The organism is Chromobacterium haemolyticum DSM 19808 (genome assembly GCF_000711885.1).
Taxonomy (GTDB): domain Bacteria; phylum Pseudomonadota; class Gammaproteobacteria; order Burkholderiales; family Chromobacteriaceae; genus Chromobacterium; species Chromobacterium haemolyticum.
Genome location: NZ_JONK01000005.1, coordinates 73,570 through 92,101, shown reverse-complemented (window position 1 = coordinate 92,101; position 18,532 = coordinate 73,570). Strand labels below are relative to the sequence as shown.

The following is an 18,532-nucleotide window of genomic DNA, read 5'->3' as shown; positions in this document are numbered from 1 at the left end:
TTTTTCATTCCCGCCGCCGCTCAAACGTAGTCGAGCAATTGCAGCGGATAATCGATGGCGAGGTCGGCGCCCCACTCCGCCGGCCGGTCGCTGTCGGCAATGTAACCCCAATTGGCCAACACCGTTTTCATGCCCACGCTGCGGCCGGCGGCGATGTCGCGCTCGGCGTCGCCCACGTACAGGCAATGCTCGGGCGCGATGCCGATCTGATCGGCCGCATAACGCATCGGCCTCGGGTCCGGCTTGGGCACGCCCACGGTGTCGCCGCTGACCGTCACCGCCGGCGCCGTGATAAAAGGCAACGACGGCACCAAGCGGTCGGTAAAGCGCATCGGCTTATTGGTGATGATGCCCCACGTCAGCCCCTTGTCCATCAAGCCCTGGATCAGGCCGTTGACGCCGTCGAACAATACAGTCTCGTCGGCGAAGCTGTGCTCGTAATGATCCAAGAAGCGCAAACGATACTCCTCGAAACGAGGGTGTTCACGGTCTATGCCGAAACCCAGGCTGACCAGCCCGCGCGCGCCATGGCTGGCGATGGGCCGCACCGCCGCGTAAGGCTGCGGCGGCAGGCCCTCCTCGGCCAACAAGCGGTTGAGCGCGGCGCCCAGATCACGCGCGGTGTCGGCCAGGGTGCCGTCCAGATCGAATAGAACTGCCTTGATCATGATTCGCTTCAATGAAGGAGCGCGACGTCAGGCTGCCGACCATAAGCAGCCCGCCGGCCCGGTTCAACGTATGGTCTTGCCCAGAAACAGCTTGTAAGCCGGATTCTGGGTTTCCTCGACATAGGGATAGCCCAGATTATCGAGGAAACGCTGGAACTCGGCATCGTCGCTGGCCGGCACCTGAACGCCCACCAATACGCGGCCGTAATCCGCGCCGTGATTGCGATAATGGAACAAGCTGATGTTCCAGTCCACGCTCATCGCTTCCAGGAAACGCATCAGCGCGCCGGGACGGTCCGGAAACTCGAAGCGCAGCACCCGCTCGTCCTTCAACTGCGGCGCATGGCCGCCCACCAAATGACGAATATGCAGCTTGGCCAGCTCATTATCAGTCAGGTCAATGCTCTCCAGCTCGTGAGCATTGAGGCTGGCGAGTATGCCCTCCAGGTCCTGCTTGCCGCTGATTTGCACGCCGACGAAGACATGAGCGGTGCCTGGATCGGCAAAGCGATAATTGAACTCGGTGATGTTGCGGCCCCCGATCACGGTACAGAAGCGCTTGAAGCTGCCCGGTTTTTCCGGAATGGTCACCGCGATGATGGCCTCGCGCCGCTCGCCTAGCTCGGAACGCTCGGACACATGGCGCAGGCGATCGAAATTCATATTCGCGCCACAGGAGATCGCCACCAGAGTCTGATCCACGCAGCCTTCGCGCTCCACGTAAGCCTTGGCGCCGGCCACCGCCAAGGCGCCCGCCGGCTCCACGATGGAGCGGGTATCTTCGAAGATGTCCTTGATCGCCGCGCAGATGGCGTCGGTGTCCACCAGGATGATCTCGTCCAGCAATTCGCGACAGATGCGGAAGGTCTCCTCGCCCACCAGCTTCACCGCCACCCCGTCGGCGAACAAGCCCACGTCCTTCAACTCCACCCGCTCGCCCTTGGCGATGGATTGACGCATTGCGTCGGAATCCACCGGCTGCACGCCAATCACCTTGATGTCCGGCTTCAGCCGTTTGATGAAGCTGGCGATGCCGGCAGCCAAACCGCCGCCGCCGATGGCGACGAAGATCGCGTTCAAGCCGTCCGGATGTTGACGCAAAATCTCCATGCCTATGGTGCCCTGGCCGGCGATCACGTCCGGATCGTCGAACGGAGGAATATACGTCATGCCGTTTTGAGCGGCTAATTCGGATGCGTGCAGAAAGGCCTCGTTGAAAGAGTCCCCATGCAACACCACCAGGCCGCCGTATTGCTTGACCGCGTCGATTTTGATCTGCGGGGTGGTCACCGGCATCACGATGGTGGCTTCGCAACCCAGCCTGCTGGCGGACAGCGCCACGCCCTGCGCATGGTTGCCGGCGCTGGCGGTGATCACGCCGCGCGCGCGCTGCTCCGCGCTGAGCTTGGCCATCTTGTTGTAGGCGCCGCGCAGCTTGAAGGAGAACACCGGCTGCAGATCCTCGCGCTTGAGCAGAATCGTGTTGCGATAGCGGCGCGACAGATTGGGCGCCAGCTCCAGCGGCGTTTCGATGGCGACGTCGTAAACCCGCGACGTCAGGATGCGTTCCAGATAGTCTTGCTTCTCTTGCATGGCAAAGCCTTTGTCCCGATCATTATTTTCCTTGAACTGCCAGAGTAGCAGGAACTCCAACTGAACGGGAAGCCTTGATAATATTGGATTGTTGCATTGCGGCATCGCAACGGCCCCAGCCGTCCCGCCCACAGAAAATCGCCACTTCGCGGCAACCGGACGGCAATCCGCGTGTATAATCAACGGCTACTATTTGGACTTCAACCCCCAGCGTTGCCCATAGGAACAATGAAAACATTCACCAGCATTCTCACGGCAGCGGCGATCGCGCTGCCGTCCGTCTCTTTCGCTTCCGCCGCCTTCCTGCCGCCCGCGCCCGAGATCGCCGGCAAGGCCTATTACCTGACCGACTTCAACAGCGGACAAGTGCTGGCGGAGCGCGACCCGGACGCTCGCGTGGAGCCGGCCTCGCTGACCAAACTGATGACCGCCTACCTCACCTTCAAGGCCTTGAAGGAAAAGCGGCTGACCCTGGAGCAAACACTGACGGTGTCGCAAAAGGGCTGGAAGACCGAAGGCTCGCGCATGTTCCTGGACCCCAAGGTCCCGGCCAAAGTCGATGACCTGATCAAGGGCATGATCGTGCAATCCGGCAACGACGCCTGCGTGACGCTGGCCGAAGCCATTGCCGGCAGCGAAGAAGTGTTCGCACAAGTGATGACCCAGCAGGCACAGAAGCTGGGCATGAAGAACACCCAGTTCCGCAACGCCACCGGCCTGCCCAATCCGGAGCACTACACTACCGTGCACGATCTGGGCATTCTGGCCGGCGCGCTGATCCGCGACTTTCCGGAGTTCTACCCGATCTACTCGATCAAGTCCTTCACCTATAACAACATCAAGCAGCCCAACCGCAACCTGCTGCTCTACCGCGACCCCAACGTCGACGGCATGAAAACAGGCTACACCGACAGCGCCGGCTACAACATGATCACCACCAGCCATCGCGACGGCCGTCGCGTGATTTCGGTGGTGGTGGGCACCGCCAGCCCGGAGGCGCGCGCGGTGGAAAGCTCCAAGCTGCTCAACTACGGCTTGCAGTTTTACGATACGCCCAAACTGTATAGCGGTGCCAAACCGGTGTCCGAGCTGCCCATCTACAAGGGCGCGGCCAAAACCGTTTCCGTCGGCTTCGCCAACGATGTCTTCGCCACCGTGGCCAAGGGCCAGGCCGCCAAGCTCAAGGCAGACCTGACCACGATGCAGCCGCTGATCGCCCCGGTCAAAGCCGGCCAGGTGGTGGGCAAGCTGGTGGTTTCCCTGGACGGCAAGCCGCTGTTCGAACGCCCGGTGGTGGCCTTGAAAGCAGTGGAAGAAGGCGGCTTCTTCAGCCGGCTGTGGGACAGCATCAAGCTGATGCTGGGCTGGAAATAAACGGCGTCCGCCGTTGATCGCGGCGCCGGGCATCGCCCGGACGCCGCTGCTGTATTATGATGTGACGTTTTAGCAATAAAGACGACCGTAAAATGTATTGGCGCGGATGGCCCGGTTTGCAGTACAACTGGCTGCTGCGCCTTTGCCCGTTTCGGGCGCGGCGTCTTTAGAACCTGTTTACGATCTGCTGCGCTTCGGCGACACAGCGTTGAAAACGCCTTCGAGATGCTCATGTACCGTGTGTACACTCCGCTTTCTCAGCTGTTTTCGCCTTGTCTCGCTCTTGACTGCGAAATCGTAAACACGTTGTTAGCGGATTTGATTGAATATGTCTGAAAAACAGGAACTCATGGAATTCCCCTGTCGCTTCCCCATCAAGGTGATGGGCGAGCGCCACGAGGATTTCGTCCTCACCATCACCGAGGTTGTGCGCGTCAACGCGCCAGACCTGGCCGACCACGACGTCACGCTGCGCGAAAGCTCCAATGGCCGCTTCTACGCGCTGACCGTCACCGTCACCGCTACTTCGCGTCAACAGCTGGACAACATCTATCTGTCGCTGACCGGCCATCCGATGGTGAAAATGGTGCTCTAAGCGCCTGGAGATTGCCGTGTCGCGCATCGTCAAACATCTGGGCCGGGTGGATTACGAACCAACCTGGCGCGCCATGCAGGCGTTCACCGACGCCCGCAACGCAGACACCCCCGATGAACTGTGGGTGGTGGAACACCCGCCCGTCTACACCCAGGGCCTGGCCGGCAAGCCGGAACACCTGCTGCACGCCACCGCCATCCCGGTAGTGAAAACAGACCGCGGCGGCCAGATTACCTATCACGGCCCCGGCCAGTTGGTGGTTTACCTGCTGGTGGACTTCAAGCGCATGGGCATAGGCGTGCGCGAGCTGGTGCGCCGCATCGAACAGGCGGTGATAGACACGCTGGCGGAGCTGGGCATTCACGGCAACGGCGATGTGGACGCGCCCGGCGTTTACGTGGCCGGCGCCAAGATCGCCTCGCTGGGCCTGCGCATCAAGAACCACGCGGTCTACCATGGCCTCAGCTTCAATGTGGACATGGACCTGGAGCCTTTCGATTCCATCAACCCTTGCGGTTACGCCAACCTCAAGGTGACCGACCTGAAACAACTGGGAGTGGAGCTGAGCCTTGCCGCCGCCGCCGATACGCTGCTGCCGCATCTGGAGCGCCTCCTGAACAGCACCAAGGAACTGACATGAAGCCGGAAAACCAGGCTGGGGTCAAACACAAGGGCGCGGCCAAAACCGCCCGCATCCCCATCAAGATCGTCCCGCTGGACGAAAAGCTGAAAAAACCGGAATGGATCCGCGCCAAGCTGCCCAACGGTCAGCGCTTCCACGAGATCAAACAGATTCTGCGCGAACAAAAGCTGCACACCGTCTGTGAGGAAGCCACCTGCCCGAACATTGGCGAATGTTTCAGCAAAGGCACCGCCACCTTCATGATCATGGGCGACATCTGCACCCGTCGCTGCCCGTTCTGCGACGTGGGCCACGGCCGTCCCAACCCGCTGGACCCGGACGAACCACGCCACCTGGCTGAGAGCGTGGCCGCGATGAAGCTGAAATACGTGGTGATCACCTCGGTGGACCGCGACGATTTGCGCGACGGCGGCGCCCAGCATTTCGCCGACTGCATCAACTCGGTGCGCGAAATGTCCCCCAACACCCAGATCGAGACCCTGGTGCCGGACTTCCGCGGCCGCCTGGACGTGGCCGTCGACATCCTGAGCCAAACGCCGCCGGACGTGATGAACCACAACCTGGAAACCGTGCCCCGGCTGTACAAGCAGGCGCGCCCTGGCTCGGATTACGCTCACTCGCTGCAATTGCTGAAGGACTACAAGGCCAAGAACCCCAATGTCCGCACCAAATCCGGCCTGATGGTGGGCCTGGGCGAGACCGACGAGGAAATCCTGGAAGTGATGCGCGACCTGCGCGCCCACAATGTGGACATGCTGACCATAGGCCAGTACCTGCAGCCATCCGACGGCCACCTGCCGGTACTGCGCTACGTGCATCCGGACGTGTTCAAGATGTTCGAGAAAAAAGCCTATGAAATGGGCTTCGTCCACGCCGCGGTAGGCGCGATGGTGCGTTCCAGCTACCACGCGGATGTGCAGGCACACGAAGCCGGCGTGTAAGTGACATTTTAATGGCAGCCCAATAACGCGGGCTGGCATTGAGCTCCAAACTTAAAAAAGCCTGATCACATTCATGATCAGGCTTTTTTTATGGCGTTTTCTACGCGCATCCGGCAAGGATAGACGCCCAGATGCCTCGGCCCCGTACGATGGCCTTCAACGCGCATGGCGCCCCACTAAAGCGGGAACATTCTCAAAGCCGCCAGCCGCAAGAACCTGGCTCAACGATCCGCCAGGGAACCGGCACTTACAGCTGGCTGTGCCACATATTCATAGCCCTGCTTGCGCCCCAGCACATTACGCGCCCGCGCCAGGTCCATATCCCGCTCCCAGCGCGCCACCACCACCGTGGCCACGCAATTGCCGATCAAATTGGTCAAGGCCCGAGCAATGCCCATGAACCAGTCCACGGACAACACCAGTACCAGCCCGATCACCGGAATGGCCGGTATCGCCGACAACGTCGCCGCCAGAATCACCAAGGCCGAGCCAGGAACGCCATGCGCGCCCTTGGAGGTCACCAACGACACCGCCAAAATGGTCAATAAATCGTAATTGGACAGCGGCGTATTGGTGGCATGAGCGATAAACACTGCCGCCAGTGTCAGATAAATGGAAAAACCATCAAGATTGAACGAATACCCCGTCGGAATCACCAGGCCCACAGTGGCGTTGCCAATGCCCAGATGCTCAAGCTTGCGCATAACCTGTGGCAACACCGCATCCGATGAGGCCGTCCCCATCACGATAGACAGCTCGTCTTTCAGGTAGCGCAAAAACGCGATGATGTTAAGGCCGGCCAACTGCAAAATCGTCCCCAAAACCACCAGCACAAACAAAGCGCAAGTGAGATAAAACATTAGCACCAGACCGCCTAGCTGCTGCAAGGACGACACCCCGTAACTGGCGGTGGTAAAGGCAATGGAGCCGAACACCCCCAGCGGCGCCAGCTGCACCACCAGGCCGATCAGCTTGAAAAACACATGGCCCGCCTCATGCACCAGCCGAATCACTCCACCAGCGGAATCGCGCACTAGATTCAAGGCGCAACCAAACAATAAGGCAAACACCAACACCTGCAAGATATCGCCCGAGGCCAGCGCGCCAAACACCGTGCCGGGAATCAAGTTCATGAAAAACGACCAGGCGCTGCCATGCTGCAAAGCTTGGGCCCTGTCGGCATAAGCAGCCATAGCCTGGGTATCCAAGGAGCCGACATCCACATTCATCCCTAAACCGATACTGCTATGCAGAGCCAACAGCAGGCCCAAAGCCAGCGCCAGAGTCGTGACCAGCTCAAAATAGACAATGGCCTTCAACCCCACCCGGCCCACTTTTTTCAAGTCACCCGCGCCGGTAATCCCGCTCACCACCACACAGAATACAATCGGCGCAATCAGCATCTTGATCAGCTTGATAAAACCATCGCCCAACGGTTTCAACTGTAGAGCCTGTTCCGGCCACAACAAGCCGGCGCAGATGCCGAGGACAAGTCCGATCATGACTCGTACAAACAACGACTTCTTAGTCAAACGCAGCATAGCTTCCCTTTCTCCTAATGAGGAGGCATGGCGAGAAGCCGCCCAGACAAGTCATCCAGGCCAAAACGGTTGACGCGGCGGCCTTCCGGAAACGGCTTCCAACACCCAACTGGCTTAGGTACCACCCTCCCCTTGTTGTGACCAGACGACAGACGTGCCACGAACCGGAATCCCCAAGCGTTCGCAAGCATGAATGATGTGCTGTTGCATGGCGGCGCTGGCCGCCGCGCTGTCATGCGCCTTGATGGCCCGCAAAATGGCCTCTTTCTCAATCAACGCCGCCTGCAACTCCTGCGGCCGCGCCAGCATGATGGCGCGTGCGTGACCGATGGCCTCGCTGGCCTGCTCCATGGACTGTTTGAACACCGGATTACGGCTAAACCCCACCAACTGCCGGTGGAACAGGATGTCCGCCTCCACCGCCGCGGCCATTTCGCCGGCCTCCAACGCCTCACGCATATCCAACAGCGTCAGCCGCAACTGCATCAGTTCTTCGGAAGCGATCGACTGCGCAACCAAGCCCACCACGAATGGCTCCAGCGCCAGGCGAAGTTGGAACACATCCTCCGGGCGCACAGTCGGCGGCGCAAACGGCTCCCCCTGCGGATCGGCGCTGACCACAAACACACCCTTACCCGGATGAGAACGGACAAATCCCAAGGCCTCAAGCACAGAAATCGCCTCACGCAGCGGCGGGCGGCTGATGCCAAACTGCTCGGCCAGATCCCGCTGCGACGGCAGCATCTCTCCAGGCAGCCAAATACCGCGCTTAATTGCATCAAGGATGTTGCGAGCGGCAACATCACCCAGTTTTGAAGAAGTGAACATGACGGGCAGGCGATCAAGAATATGATTAGTCATAAACGGCACGCTACACTGGTCCAACTGGTATTACCAGTAAGACCAATCCTTTGCCGAAGACCAAGCGGCGCCGCCGTCATCCAGAATCGCCTGCGGTCAAGCCAGTTGCGGCATAGCCGCCGGTGACATTTCTGCAACACGCCGGACGGCAGAACTTACCACTGCTGCCATCGGGCCGCAGGCCGTCGGCTTGCCTGTGGGGCTTGTCTGCGGAATGTCCAGCGGCACATGAGCCTTTTGAGCTAGTTTTTAACGCCGTATCCCCGCAGCGCAGCAGACCGTGAACAGGTTCTTAGACGTGTTCACCCATGTCGCCCTCCTGGCAGGCCTAACAAGAACGACGGAAGCAGCTAAGCCAAAGGGGGCTTAGCGACTCCCTTTTGCATTGCCGTATCTTTGGTACAGGCTCGGGGCAACGGCTAATCGCCTATACCGCGACATGCGCCCGCCATAGCGTACGCGCACCGTTACATCCCTCAAACTGCGCGGTCGCGACAGCGCCCGCTTGCCGATGGAGCCGCGCCATGTCCGTCCGCCCCGCTCATCGCCTGCTGCCCTTGCTGCCGCTGCTGCTGGCCGCCTGCGCCAACGCTCCGGACAAGCCATTCGCCGATTTCGACGACGCAGCCCGCAGCGTCACGCAAAGCTCCGCCGGCACCCTGGCGCGGATCCAGCAGAGCACGCGCCTCAACGCGGTGCTCACCGCGCCCAACGCCCCTTTGCGCACGGACACCTTCCATCCGCAAACCGGCAACGGCGCCAGCTACGATCTCGGCCCCGCCCTGGGACAGTTGCAGGCGACGCTGGACGCGCTGGAAAAATACACCCGGACCTTGCGCAGCCTGGCTGGCGACCGGGAGGCAGACACTAGGGTCGACGCAGCCGCCCAAGACTTGTCCGACAGCATTCAGGACCTCAAACTACGCGGCGGCGACGCAACCGCAGCCAAGATTCTGGCCACCACGGCAGACGCGCTCGGTCGCCAGCTCACAACGGCCCAACGCAAGAACGCACTGCGGAACACCATGTCCACCGCCCAGCCCGGACTGGAACTGCTGGCCACCGGCAGCCACCGAACCTTGGGCACACTGCCCAGCTACCTAGGCGTGCTCAGGGACAGCCTGCTGCGCCACGCCAATTTCAACCGGCCGCCCTACGGCAGCTGGGAACGCTACCAATTCGATCTCGCCATCGCCGACCGGCTGCGAGAATTCGAACTGATCGAGGCCGCTCTGCAGGCCAGCGACAAAGCGATTCAAGGCTTTCCCGACACCAACCGCCAATTGCTGCAGAGCCTGGACTCGCCCCAACCCAAACTGCAAGCGCTGCGCGACTTCGCCGCCGAAGCCAGGCGGCTACGCAATTTTTATCGCGATCTGCCCGCCAAATAAAGGAGGCAGCACATGGACAGCCACCGAGTCACCGAACTTGCCAGCGGCCTGGCATCCCGCATCAACAACCTGGCAGTCGCCAGCCAGGGCGCGGATAGCCGAACCTTGCTGGCGCAGCAAGATGAATTGGCCAACCAGACCCTGGCGTTGATCGCGCGGGACTTGAACGCCGATGCAGAAGACTTCCAACGCGCTATCGTCGCGCTGCAGGCGGCGACGGATGCCGCAGACCACGCCGGACAGCAACTGCAACGCGTGGGCGACACCATCAAACTCACTGCAAAGGCCATAAGCGCGGTGGCCAAACTGCTGGCCTGATAAGCCCGCGGCTACTTCCGTGCCGGATACGGCCGCGCGCGGCCGTCCGCCAGGCTCAGAACCAGCATCAGGCCAGCACTGGTCAGCAAGCTGAAATAAATCGGCGTATTGGCGTCCAAGCCATCCCTCAGCATGAAGAACACCGCCACGCCCAAGCCGCCCAGCATCGCGCTTACCGCGCCGGCGGTCGTGGCCCGCGGCCAGCAAATCGCCGCCAGCAGCGGCACCAGCATGCTGCCCACCAGCAGGTTGTAGGCCAGAGTCAGCGCCTGGATCACGTCATTCACCAGCATCGCCAGCGCCAGCACCAAGACGCCGGCCAGCAAGGTGGCCGCCCGGTTGCGCCACAAACCGGCCCTCTCCCCCGGCAGCAAATCCTCGGTCAGAGTGGTCGACGCGGCCAGCAAGGCGGCGCTGGCGGTGGACATCATCGCCGCCAACGCCGCTGCGATCACCAGGCCGCGCACGCCGTCCGGCAACACGCCTTTGACAACAGCGGCGAAGGCGTTGTTCGGGTTCTCCAATTCTGGCAACAACACCCGCCCCGCCATGCCGATCAGCGCGCAAACAAGCCCATACAACAGGCAATACAAGCCGGCGGCGCTGCCGGCATAAGACGCCACCTTGCCGTCGCGCGCGGTAAACACCCGCTGCCACACGTCCTGGCCGATGATGATGCCGAAAAAATAGATCAGAAAATACGTCAGCACCGTCCCCCAGCCCAGGCCCGCGACACTGAACGCGGACGCCGGCAGCCGGACGGCCAATTGTTCCCAGCCTCCCACCCGCCACAGACAGATTGGCAGCAGCACCAGCATCAGGCCAACCGTTTTGATGACGAATTGCACGATGTCGGTCAGCGTCAGCGACCACATGCCGCCGATGGTGGAGTAAGCCACTACCACTCCGCCGCCGATGACGACGGCCAGCCAGAACGGCAATTCGAACAGCACTTGCATCACCGTGCCTATCGCCAGCACCGAGGTCACGCAGATCATCAGGGCATAGGACAGCATCACCAGCGCGCTGGCTTTGCGCGCCAGCGGATGATAGCGGCGCTCCAACACTTGGGTGACCGTGAACACACGCAAGCGCAACAACGGCTTGGCCAGAAACAGATTGAGCACCACAATGCCGCTGCCCAGCGCCGCGCACAACCAGAAGCCGGAAATACCGTACACATAGCCCAGCCGGACCGTGCCCACGGTGGACGCGCCGCCTAGCACCGTGGCCGCCATGGTGCCCATATACATTAGCGGCCCCAGATTGCGCCCAGCCACCAAATACTGCTCCCGGTCGCTGGCACGGCGCATGCCCAGCCACCCCAGCCACAACATGGCGCCGATATAGGCGGCCACCATCAATAGATCCAGGCTCATCTCGTTCTCCTCTTGTTCTCGGGTCCGCGGCGCATTCTCCGGCGCTCGCGTGCATGGAATCCGCGCGGCTTAGCGCGCCGGCGCGGGCAAGACGCACAGCATTTCGAACAACAGATTGGCGCCCAGCAAGGCGGTGTTGCCGCTGGCGTCATACGGCGGCGACACCTCGACCAGATCGCCGCCCACCAGGTCCAGGCCCCGGCAGCCGCGCACAATCTCCAGCGCCTGCATCGAACTCAGGCCTCCCACTTCCGGCGTGCCGGTGCCGGGCGCGAACGCCGGGTCGATGCCGTCGATATCGAAGCTCAGATACACCGGCGCCTCGCCCATTTGCGCGCGCACTTCGGCCATCAGCGGCGCCAGCGAGCGATGCCAGCACTGCTCCGCCGTCACCACCCTAAAACCGCGTTGGCGCGACCAGTCGAAATCCGCTGCCCCGTAGCCGCTGCCGCGCAGGCCGATCTGGACCACCCGCCCTTCGGCCAGCAGCCCCTCCTCCCAGGCGCGGCGGAAGGTGGTGCCATGCGCGATCTTCTCGCCGAACATCTCGTCGTTGACGTCGGCGTGGGCATCCACGTGCACCAATCCCAGCGGACCATGCTTGCGCGCCAACGCGCGCAGCGCCGGCAAGGTGACGGTGTGGTCGCCGCCCATGCCCAGCAAACGCACCGGGTGCCGCAATGCCAGATCGTAAGCGGCCTCGATTCGCGCCACGCTATCCGCCAGGTTATAGGGATTGGTGGCGACATCGCCTAGGTCCGCCACTTGCAACCGTTCGAACGGCGCTGCGCCGCTGCCCAGGTTGTAGGGACGCAGCAGCGCCGACTGACTGCGGATTTCACGCGGACCAAAACGAGTGCCGCTGCGGTTGGAGGTGCCGATATCCAGCGGCAGGCCGATGAAGGCGGCATCCAGGCCGGCGGCGCTGTCGCGCAGAGGCAGGCGCATCATGCTGGCGACGCCGCCGAAACGCGGCATCGCATTGCCGCTCTGCGGCTGGTTGAACAAAGTGGCGGACATAGGGCCTCCTGCATCCTTAGTTGATCGGGTCGGAGCAGTCTATGCGGCGGCGGGCGCGGCTAACATCACCAAACGCCACGGTTTACATGGATGAAAATGAATGTATTAATCAGTCTATTCCCACCCTTAGAGCCTGTTTAAAGCCTCGCGAGCAAGATCGAGACAAGGCGAAAACGAGCGAAAAAGCGGAATGTACAAGAGGCGCATGAGCATTTCGAAGCCGTACTCACCGTGCGGCGTCTCACGAAGCGCAACAGATCGTCATCAGGTTCATAGCGCCAAGCGGCGCGGAGGCCCATGATCAATACCTTGAGCAGCATGGATTTACGGCTGATCCGCGTGTTTCAGGCCGTGGTCGAGGCCGGCGGCGTTTCCGCCGCGCAGGGCACGCTGAACATCAGCCAGTCCACCATCAGCAATCAGTTGGCGGCATTGGAAACCCGGCTAGGCTATCGGCTGTGCGAACGCGGCCGCGGCGGCTTCGCGCTGACCGCCAAGGGCGAGCGCCTGCTGGTCGCCAGCCGGCACCTGCTGGAGTCGATTGAAGTGTTCTGCCAGGAAGCCCGCCAGTTGGACAGACAACTAGTCGGGCAGCTGCGCATCGGCGTGATCGGCCATACCGCGCTGGGTCCCAACGCGCGGCTGTCGGCAGCGATCCGACGCTTTCGCGCGCGGCCACAATCAGTGGAATTGATTCTGTCCATGCTGCCGCCGGGCGGTCTGGAGGAGGCCTTGCTATCGGGCGGCATTCATTTGGGTATCGGCTATTGCTGGCATCGCGCGCCACAGCTGGATTACCAGCCGCTGTTCGTCGAACAGCAGCAGGCTTACTGCGGCCGAGACCATCCGCTGTTTCCGCAAGCCGGAGCGCTGAGTCCGGCCGATCTGGCCGCGCACGACTGGGCCTGGCGCAGCTACCCCTTGCCGGACACCGGGCTGCCAGTGGCGGATTGGCGCATCAGCGCCCGCGCCGACAATATGGAGGCGATCGCCGCGCTGATCCTGTCCGGCCGGCACCTGGGCTTTTTGCCGGAACACTATGCCGCTCCGCTAGTGACGCAGGACCTGCTGCGTGCGCTGGACCCAACACGCTGGCACTATCGGGCCGAATTCCAGCTGGTCACCCGCAAGCGTGGCCATCCCAATCCGACTCTGCAGGCTTTCGTCGCCGACCTCATTGCCGCGCATGCCTAGCCATATCACGCGCCGGACATGAAAAATGCCGCCCCTGTTGCCAGGGACGGCATTTCAAACTGTTCGCAGCTTTACGTCTAGCCCGTAACGCTTAGAACTTGTGTACGACGTTCAGACCGAAGGCCTTGATCTTGTCGGTGGACTGACCATTGCTCTTCAGGTAAGCGCTGTCAGCCTTGATTTCGCCGTACTGAGCGCCAATAACGGTGCGCTTGGACAGGCTGTAGTCAACACCCAGCAGGTACTGTTTGTAGCCGCTGTTATCCAGCTTCACGCCATCAACCTTAGCATCTTTGGACTGCGCGTAGGTGAACTTGGGCATGAAGGCGCCGATCTGGTAGCCGGCGGTCAGCGCATACTCTTGCGATTCATACTTGCTGCCATCAGTACCCACTGCGGCGTCAGCCAGGAAGTACTGCGGGGTAACAGTAGCGTCGCCCTTGTCATTGCGGTAGCCCAGAGCAACGAAGATATTGTTGGCGTTGTAGCCAGCTTCGATGCGGTGCTTGTTGTTAGCCTTGCTGCCAGCGTTCAGACCAACAGTAACCGGGCTTTCGTGGATGAACTGGTACTTGCCGAAGAAGCCGCTGTTCTCGTAGGACAGACCCAGGTTGTAGGTTTCGCGGTCGTTGTTCTGCTTGGCAACAGTAGCGTCATAACCACGCTTGTCTTCCTTGGTGCCGTACAGGAAGGCAGCCTTGAAGCCGGCGAATTCCGGGGTGTCGAAACGCACGGCGTTCTTAACATAGCCGTCGTCGCGGGTGAAGGCGTTCAGTTGCAGCGCGTTGCTGCTGCTTTCCCACGGGTTAACCTGAGCCATATCGGACTCGCCGAAGGTGGACAGGTGGCCCAGACGGAAGGTACCGAAGTTGGAGGACAGGCCCACGAAGGATTCGCGGCTGGCGAAAGTACCGCTGCTATCGCCGGTGCGGCTCTGGCCGTCGATGCCGAAGCCGGTTTCAACTTGCCAGATGGCCTTCAGGCCGTTGCCCAGATCTTCATTGCCTTTGAAACCGATACGCGAACCCAGGTCGTCGATATTGGTTTGCTTGGTGCCTTTGCTGCTGTCGACGTATTCAACGCCGCCTTTGATGGTACCGAACACGGTTACGTCGGCGAAAGCGGCTGCCGGCAGAGTGGCAACCATCAGAGCGATCAGACTTTTTTTCATGATGTGGCTATCCTTCTTGTTTACTTAGGAAGTGAGCGAATACTAGTTGCTGTGTTTCACATTTGCAACTAGCCATGCAAACTTGTGGTCATTAAACAACAGTAGTGTCAAAAAAACAACATCAGACTTCAGGAAATCAGACTGAACCGCTCTGGCGAAGTTTCACTCTCAACTTGTTAAAATTCATTAACCACAAGCATTTGAGCAAAAAAATGCCCGCACGCGGCGGGCAGAAGATTGGATAGACTTGACTCGAACTCAAAGAATCGAAAAAGAATCTGCATCAGTGAATTCTGACACTGATTGTAATCAATCACTTTGTAAATGTCCATTTACAATACGGCTTTAATGTAAATAGAGTGTGAACACATCGTAAATTTTGAGAATTCGGCGGATACAAAGACACCGGACGGCCATGCGGCCTCTGCATGGCCCCGGCAAGGAAACAAGAAAAAAGCCGCGCTAGCGCGGCTGGCGGCAAGATCAACGCCGTCAATGCCCGGCCGGCAAAGTCAGTTGCACGCACAGGCCGCCTTGCGGCCGGTTGTTAAGCTTGAGATCGCCTCCGTGGTCGCGCGCAATCGCCCGCGCGATCGCCAGACCCAGGCCGCTGCCTCCTGTATGACGCGCCCGGGAGTCCTCCAGACGCACATAGGGTTCCATGACCCGCTCCAGATCGGCCTCGGCAATGCCCGGCCCCTGATCCTGGATGCGCACCTCCACCCAGTCCTCCCGCTGCCGAAGGCTGACCTCGATCGCCGTGCCGCCATAGCGGCGAGCGTTCTCCAGAAGATTGCCCAGGCAGCGGCGCAAGGCGCCGACCTTGCCTGCCACCGGCGCCACCGGCTCGCTGTGCAACTGGATGTCGGCGCCAAAAGCCTCCATATCCTCCACCACGCTTTCCAACAAGGCGTTGAGATTGAGCTTCACCACCCCCTCGCTGCCGCAGCCGCCGCGCAGATAGGTCAGCGAATCATTGATCAGTTGGTCCATTTCCAGCAGGTCGCGCTCGATCGCCTGTTTTTCCGACGATTCGGCCAAGCCTTCCAGACGCAAGCGGATGCGCGTGATGGGCAAGCGCAGGTCATGCGATACGCCGGCCAGCATCTGATTGCGGGTTTTCAGCAAGCGCTGCAACTCGGTCTGCATCCGGTTGAATGTTCTAGCGGCTTCAGCCACCTCTTCGGAACCGGTTTCCGGCAAGGGCGCCTGGTTAAGATTGCTGGCCAGGCCACGAGCCGCCCTCGCGAACAGATCCAGCGGCCGAATCAACTGCCGCACGGCCCAGGCGCCCAGGATCGCAGCCGTCAAGGCCACCAACAATAGCCAAGCCAGGATGCGGATGGGTTGATCGGCCAGCGAAATCGGCCGAGAGGCGTTGAAAGTCAGCACCGTGCCGTCGCTCAGCCGGGCTTGCACTGTTGCAAGGTGGGTCTTGAACTCGGCCAGCGGGCCCAGCGCGGTCAACTCCTCGCTCACAATGGAGCCGCCGACGCCGGCGTCCCGCGTGGGCGTGAAATTCTTCAACCCCAGGCCCCCAACCTTCTCGATCAAGGCCGCGCGACCGCCTGCCGACGAATCCGGCTGCTTGGACAGCACCTGCAGCGGGTAAGGCTTGATCAGGTCGCGCTTGATCAATTGCTGAAACGAACGGCCATGCAAGCTCAACGGATTTTCCGGCCGCTCCCAGAACCGGTCCATGCGCACCAGCAGCGTGGGCTGGTTCAAGGCTGAAATCACTTGTTCCCGGTATTTGCTTGGGCACTCGTCCAATAGATTGACGATGTCGGCGATGTGCTGCGCGGTGTACTGCACGCGCAAGGAGTTGCTCAAGCGGTCGCGGTCACTGAGGATGAAATAAATGCCCAAGGCGTTGGCCAGCAGCAAGCCTCCCACCAGCGTCAGCAAAATCTGACCATACAATGTGCGCGGCAACCACCTCATCGCAAGGCTTCCACCTCGCAGGCCAGCATATAGCCGCCGCTGCGTATGGTCTTGAGCAGCATGGGCTCGCGCGCGTCCTCGCCCAGCCGGCGGCGCACCCGTCCTATCATCACATCGACGGTGCGGTCGAATGGTCCGGCCTCCTTGCCGTTCATCGCCTCCATCAATTGGTCGCGCGACATCACCGCGTTGGCGTTTTCCGCCAAGGCTTGCAACAGCTTGAATTCTCCGCCGGACAACGGGGTGACCACGCCGGCCTCGTCCAGCAGATGCTGGGCGTTCAGATCCAGCGTCCAGCCGGCGAAGCGCAACCGGCGCACGCTGGCCGTATTCGCAGGCTGATCCGATACCCGGCGCAGAATGCTCTTGATCCGCGCCAGCAGCTCGCGTGGACTGAACGGCTTGGTCAGGTAATCGTCCGCGCCCATTTCCAGGCCGATAATGCGATCCAATTCGTCGCCGCGCGCGGTCAGCATCAGGATGGGCATGCAGGAACGTTCGCGCAAGTTGCGGCACAGGGTCAAACCATCCTCGCCCGGCAACATCAGGTCCAGGATCAACATATTGTAGTTCTGCGCGGCAATCGCCTGATGCATGGCCTGGCCGTCGCCGACGACGTCGACGGCAAAGCCCTGCTTGCCCAGGTAGTCGCGCAGCAGATCGCGCAGATCGGGGTCGTCATCCACCACCAGCAGTCTTGGCAAATCGACAGTCATAACAGCTTTTCTCCATTGCGGTTTTGTTATTAGGATACCGCGCCCGCCCGCCGGGCTGAGGGAGAAATCGTGGACAAATGAGAAAGGTTTACACAAGGTTTACAAAAAACCGGCCACGCGCATCGCGCGTGACCGGCTTCTCTTTCGCTCTCGGGGCCATGCTCCGGCGCTGACGATGCGCCTACCTCAATCGTTGGGGTTCTGGTCTCGCGTCTTGTGCAGCGAATACAGCACGCCCGCCAGCAGCAAGCCCAGTGTCGCAGCCAGGGACCAAGCAGTGGGGATCTTGAACGTTACCCAACCCGCGTCGTTGAAGAACACCAGGCCCACCTTGACGCCTATCAACACCAACACCAGCGACAAAGCGTACTTCAAGTAATGGAACCGATGCACCATCGCAGCCAACGCGAAGTACAGCGCGCGCAGGCCCAGAATCGCGAAGATGTTGGAGGTGTACACTAGGAACGGGTCTTGGGTAATCGCAAAGATGGCCGGGATGCTATCCACCGCGAACACCAGATCCGCGCTCTCCACCATGATCAAAGCCAACAGCAGCGGCGTCGCCCACCAGCCACGCGCCAAGCCATGCTTCTCACCGCGCACCAGGAACTGTTTGCCGTGCAAGTCCGGCGTCAGCCGCAAATGGCCGCGCAGCCACTGGTACATGCGGTTTTCCTGGATGGGCGCGTGCTCGTCGTCGGAAAACAGCATCTTGACCCCGGTGGCGATCAGGAACAGGCCGAACAAGACCAGCACCCACTGAAACTGCGCCACCAGCGCCGCGCCCAGGCCTATCATCAAGGCCCTCATCACGATCACGCCGAGAATCCCCCAGAACAGCACCCGGTGCTGATACAGTCGCGGCACCGCCAGGCTGGAGAAGATCAGCGACATCACGAAGACGTTGTCCATGGACAGCGACTTCTCCACCACATAGCCGGTCAGATACTGCATGCCGGCGTCCGCGCCCTGATACCACCAGATCCAGCCGCCGAAGGCCAGACCGACGCCGATGTAGAAAGCCGACAGCATCAGGCTTTCCTTGACCCCGATCTCTTTTTCCTCCTTGTGCAGCACGCCCAGATCAAAAGCCAGCAGCGCCAGCACGATGGCCATGAACATCAGCCACACCCACAAGGGGTAGCCGGCAAAACCAGCGCTCAACCATTCCATAAGCATTCCT

Annotated in this window: 17 protein-coding genes; 7 read left to right on the top strand and 10 right to left on the bottom strand. The window is 60.9% G+C overall.

Annotated features, from left to right (window positions below; all coding sequences use genetic code 11):
• Positions 1-20: 20 nt before the first annotated feature.
• Both BR71_RS04145 and ilvA read right to left on the bottom strand, forming a co-directional pair.
• Positions 21-668 (bottom strand): HAD family hydrolase, encoded by a 648-nt coding sequence (locus tag BR71_RS04145; RefSeq protein ID WP_043633090.1) that lies wholly within the window; start codon positions 666-668, stop codon positions 21-23.
• Between the two features lie 63 nt (positions 669-731).
• Positions 732-2,261, bottom strand: a complete 1,530-nt coding sequence (gene ilvA, locus BR71_RS04140; protein ID WP_043633563.1) for a threonine ammonia-lyase, biosynthetic — start codon at positions 2,259-2,261, stop codon at positions 732-734.
• Positions 2,262-2,489: 228 nt separating this feature from the next.
• Here ilvA and BR71_RS04135 point away from each other — a divergent pair, with 228 nt between their 5' ends.
• The 4 genes from BR71_RS04135 (at position 2,490) to lipA (ending at position 5,814) form a co-directional block, all read left to right on the top strand.
• The gene (locus BR71_RS04135) at positions 2,490-3,635 is read left to right on the top strand and encodes a D-alanyl-D-alanine carboxypeptidase family protein (RefSeq protein ID WP_043633087.1); all 1,146 of its coding nucleotides are present in this window, start codon (positions 2,490-2,492) and stop codon (positions 3,633-3,635) included.
• Positions 3,636-3,963: 328 nt separating this feature from the next.
• The gene (locus BR71_RS04130; RefSeq protein WP_019101294.1) at positions 3,964-4,230 is read left to right on the top strand and encodes an HP0495 family protein; all 267 of its coding nucleotides are present in this window, start codon (positions 3,964-3,966) and stop codon (positions 4,228-4,230) included.
• A gap of 16 nt (positions 4,231-4,246) precedes the next feature.
• Positions 4,247-4,870: a lipoyl(octanoyl) transferase LipB gene (lipB, locus tag BR71_RS04125; protein WP_043633083.1), complete on the top strand. Its 624-nt coding sequence runs from the start codon at positions 4,247-4,249 to the stop codon at positions 4,868-4,870.
• Positions 4,867-5,814 (top strand): lipoyl synthase, encoded by a 948-nt coding sequence (lipA, locus tag BR71_RS04120; protein WP_043633080.1) that lies wholly within the window; start codon positions 4,867-4,869, stop codon positions 5,812-5,814. The genes lipB and lipA overlap by 4 nt, the downstream gene beginning before the upstream one ends.
• Positions 5,815-6,035: 221 nt before the next feature.
• On the opposite strand, the gene dctA is transcribed toward lipA, so the two are convergent.
• Both dctA and BR71_RS04110 read right to left on the bottom strand, forming a co-directional pair.
• Positions 6,036-7,355, bottom strand: coding sequence for a C4-dicarboxylate transporter DctA (gene dctA, locus BR71_RS04115; protein WP_043633077.1), 1,320 nt, complete (start codon positions 7,353-7,355; stop codon positions 6,036-6,038).
• Positions 7,356-7,469: 114 nt separating this feature from the next.
• Entirely contained in the window at positions 7,470-8,216 is a 747-nt protein-coding gene (locus tag BR71_RS04110) for a FadR/GntR family transcriptional regulator (protein ID WP_208854836.1), read from the bottom strand.
• Between the two features lie 524 nt (positions 8,217-8,740).
• On the opposite strand from BR71_RS04110, the gene BR71_RS22735 reads away from it, so the two are divergent.
• Positions 8,741-9,607 carry a hypothetical protein gene (locus BR71_RS22735; protein WP_052370320.1) on the top strand — a complete coding sequence of 289 codons (867 nt, stop codon included), beginning with the start codon at positions 8,741-8,743 and terminating at the stop codon, positions 9,605-9,607.
• A gap of 12 nt (positions 9,608-9,619) precedes the next feature.
• Positions 9,620-9,925, top strand: coding sequence for a hypothetical protein (locus BR71_RS04095; protein WP_043633057.1), 306 nt, complete (start codon positions 9,620-9,622; stop codon positions 9,923-9,925).
• 11 nt (positions 9,926-9,936) lie between these two features.
• Here the strand turns inward: BR71_RS04095 and BR71_RS04090 are convergent, their stop codons facing one another.
• On the bottom strand, positions 9,937-11,304 hold the full coding sequence (locus tag BR71_RS04090) for a sodium:solute symporter family protein (protein WP_043633054.1): 1,368 nt from the start codon (positions 11,302-11,304) through the stop codon (positions 9,937-9,939).
• 69 nt (positions 11,305-11,373) lie between these two features.
• Positions 11,374-12,324 (bottom strand): agmatinase, encoded by a 951-nt coding sequence (gene speB, locus BR71_RS04085; RefSeq protein WP_043633050.1) that lies wholly within the window; start codon positions 12,322-12,324, stop codon positions 11,374-11,376.
• Between the two features lie 297 nt (positions 12,325-12,621).
• Here speB and BR71_RS04080 point away from each other — a divergent pair, with 297 nt between their 5' ends.
• Positions 12,622-13,518, top strand: coding sequence for a LysR family transcriptional regulator (locus tag BR71_RS04080; RefSeq protein ID WP_043633048.1), 897 nt, complete (start codon positions 12,622-12,624; stop codon positions 13,516-13,518).
• A gap of 91 nt (positions 13,519-13,609) precedes the next feature.
• Here the strand turns inward: BR71_RS04080 and BR71_RS04075 are convergent, their stop codons facing one another.
• The 4 genes from BR71_RS04075 to BR71_RS04060 form a co-directional block, all read right to left on the bottom strand.
• A complete protein-coding gene (locus tag BR71_RS04075; protein WP_043633045.1) occupies positions 13,610-14,689 on the bottom strand; it encodes a porin in 1,080 nt (359 codons plus the stop codon).
• 492 nt (positions 14,690-15,181) lie between these two features.
• Positions 15,182-16,633 carry an ATP-binding protein gene (locus BR71_RS04070; protein ID WP_043633042.1) on the bottom strand — a complete coding sequence of 484 codons (1,452 nt, stop codon included), beginning with the start codon at positions 16,631-16,633 and terminating at the stop codon, positions 15,182-15,184.
• Positions 16,630-17,349, bottom strand: a complete 720-nt coding sequence (locus tag BR71_RS04065; RefSeq protein ID WP_019101284.1) for a response regulator — start codon at positions 17,347-17,349, stop codon at positions 16,630-16,632. Before BR71_RS04065 ends, BR71_RS04070 begins: the two co-directional genes overlap by 4 nt.
• 186 nt (positions 17,350-17,535) lie before the next feature.
• Entirely contained in the window at positions 17,536-18,522 is a 987-nt protein-coding gene (locus BR71_RS04060) for a TerC family protein (RefSeq protein ID WP_019101283.1), read from the bottom strand.
• Positions 18,523-18,532 lie beyond the last annotated feature (10 nt).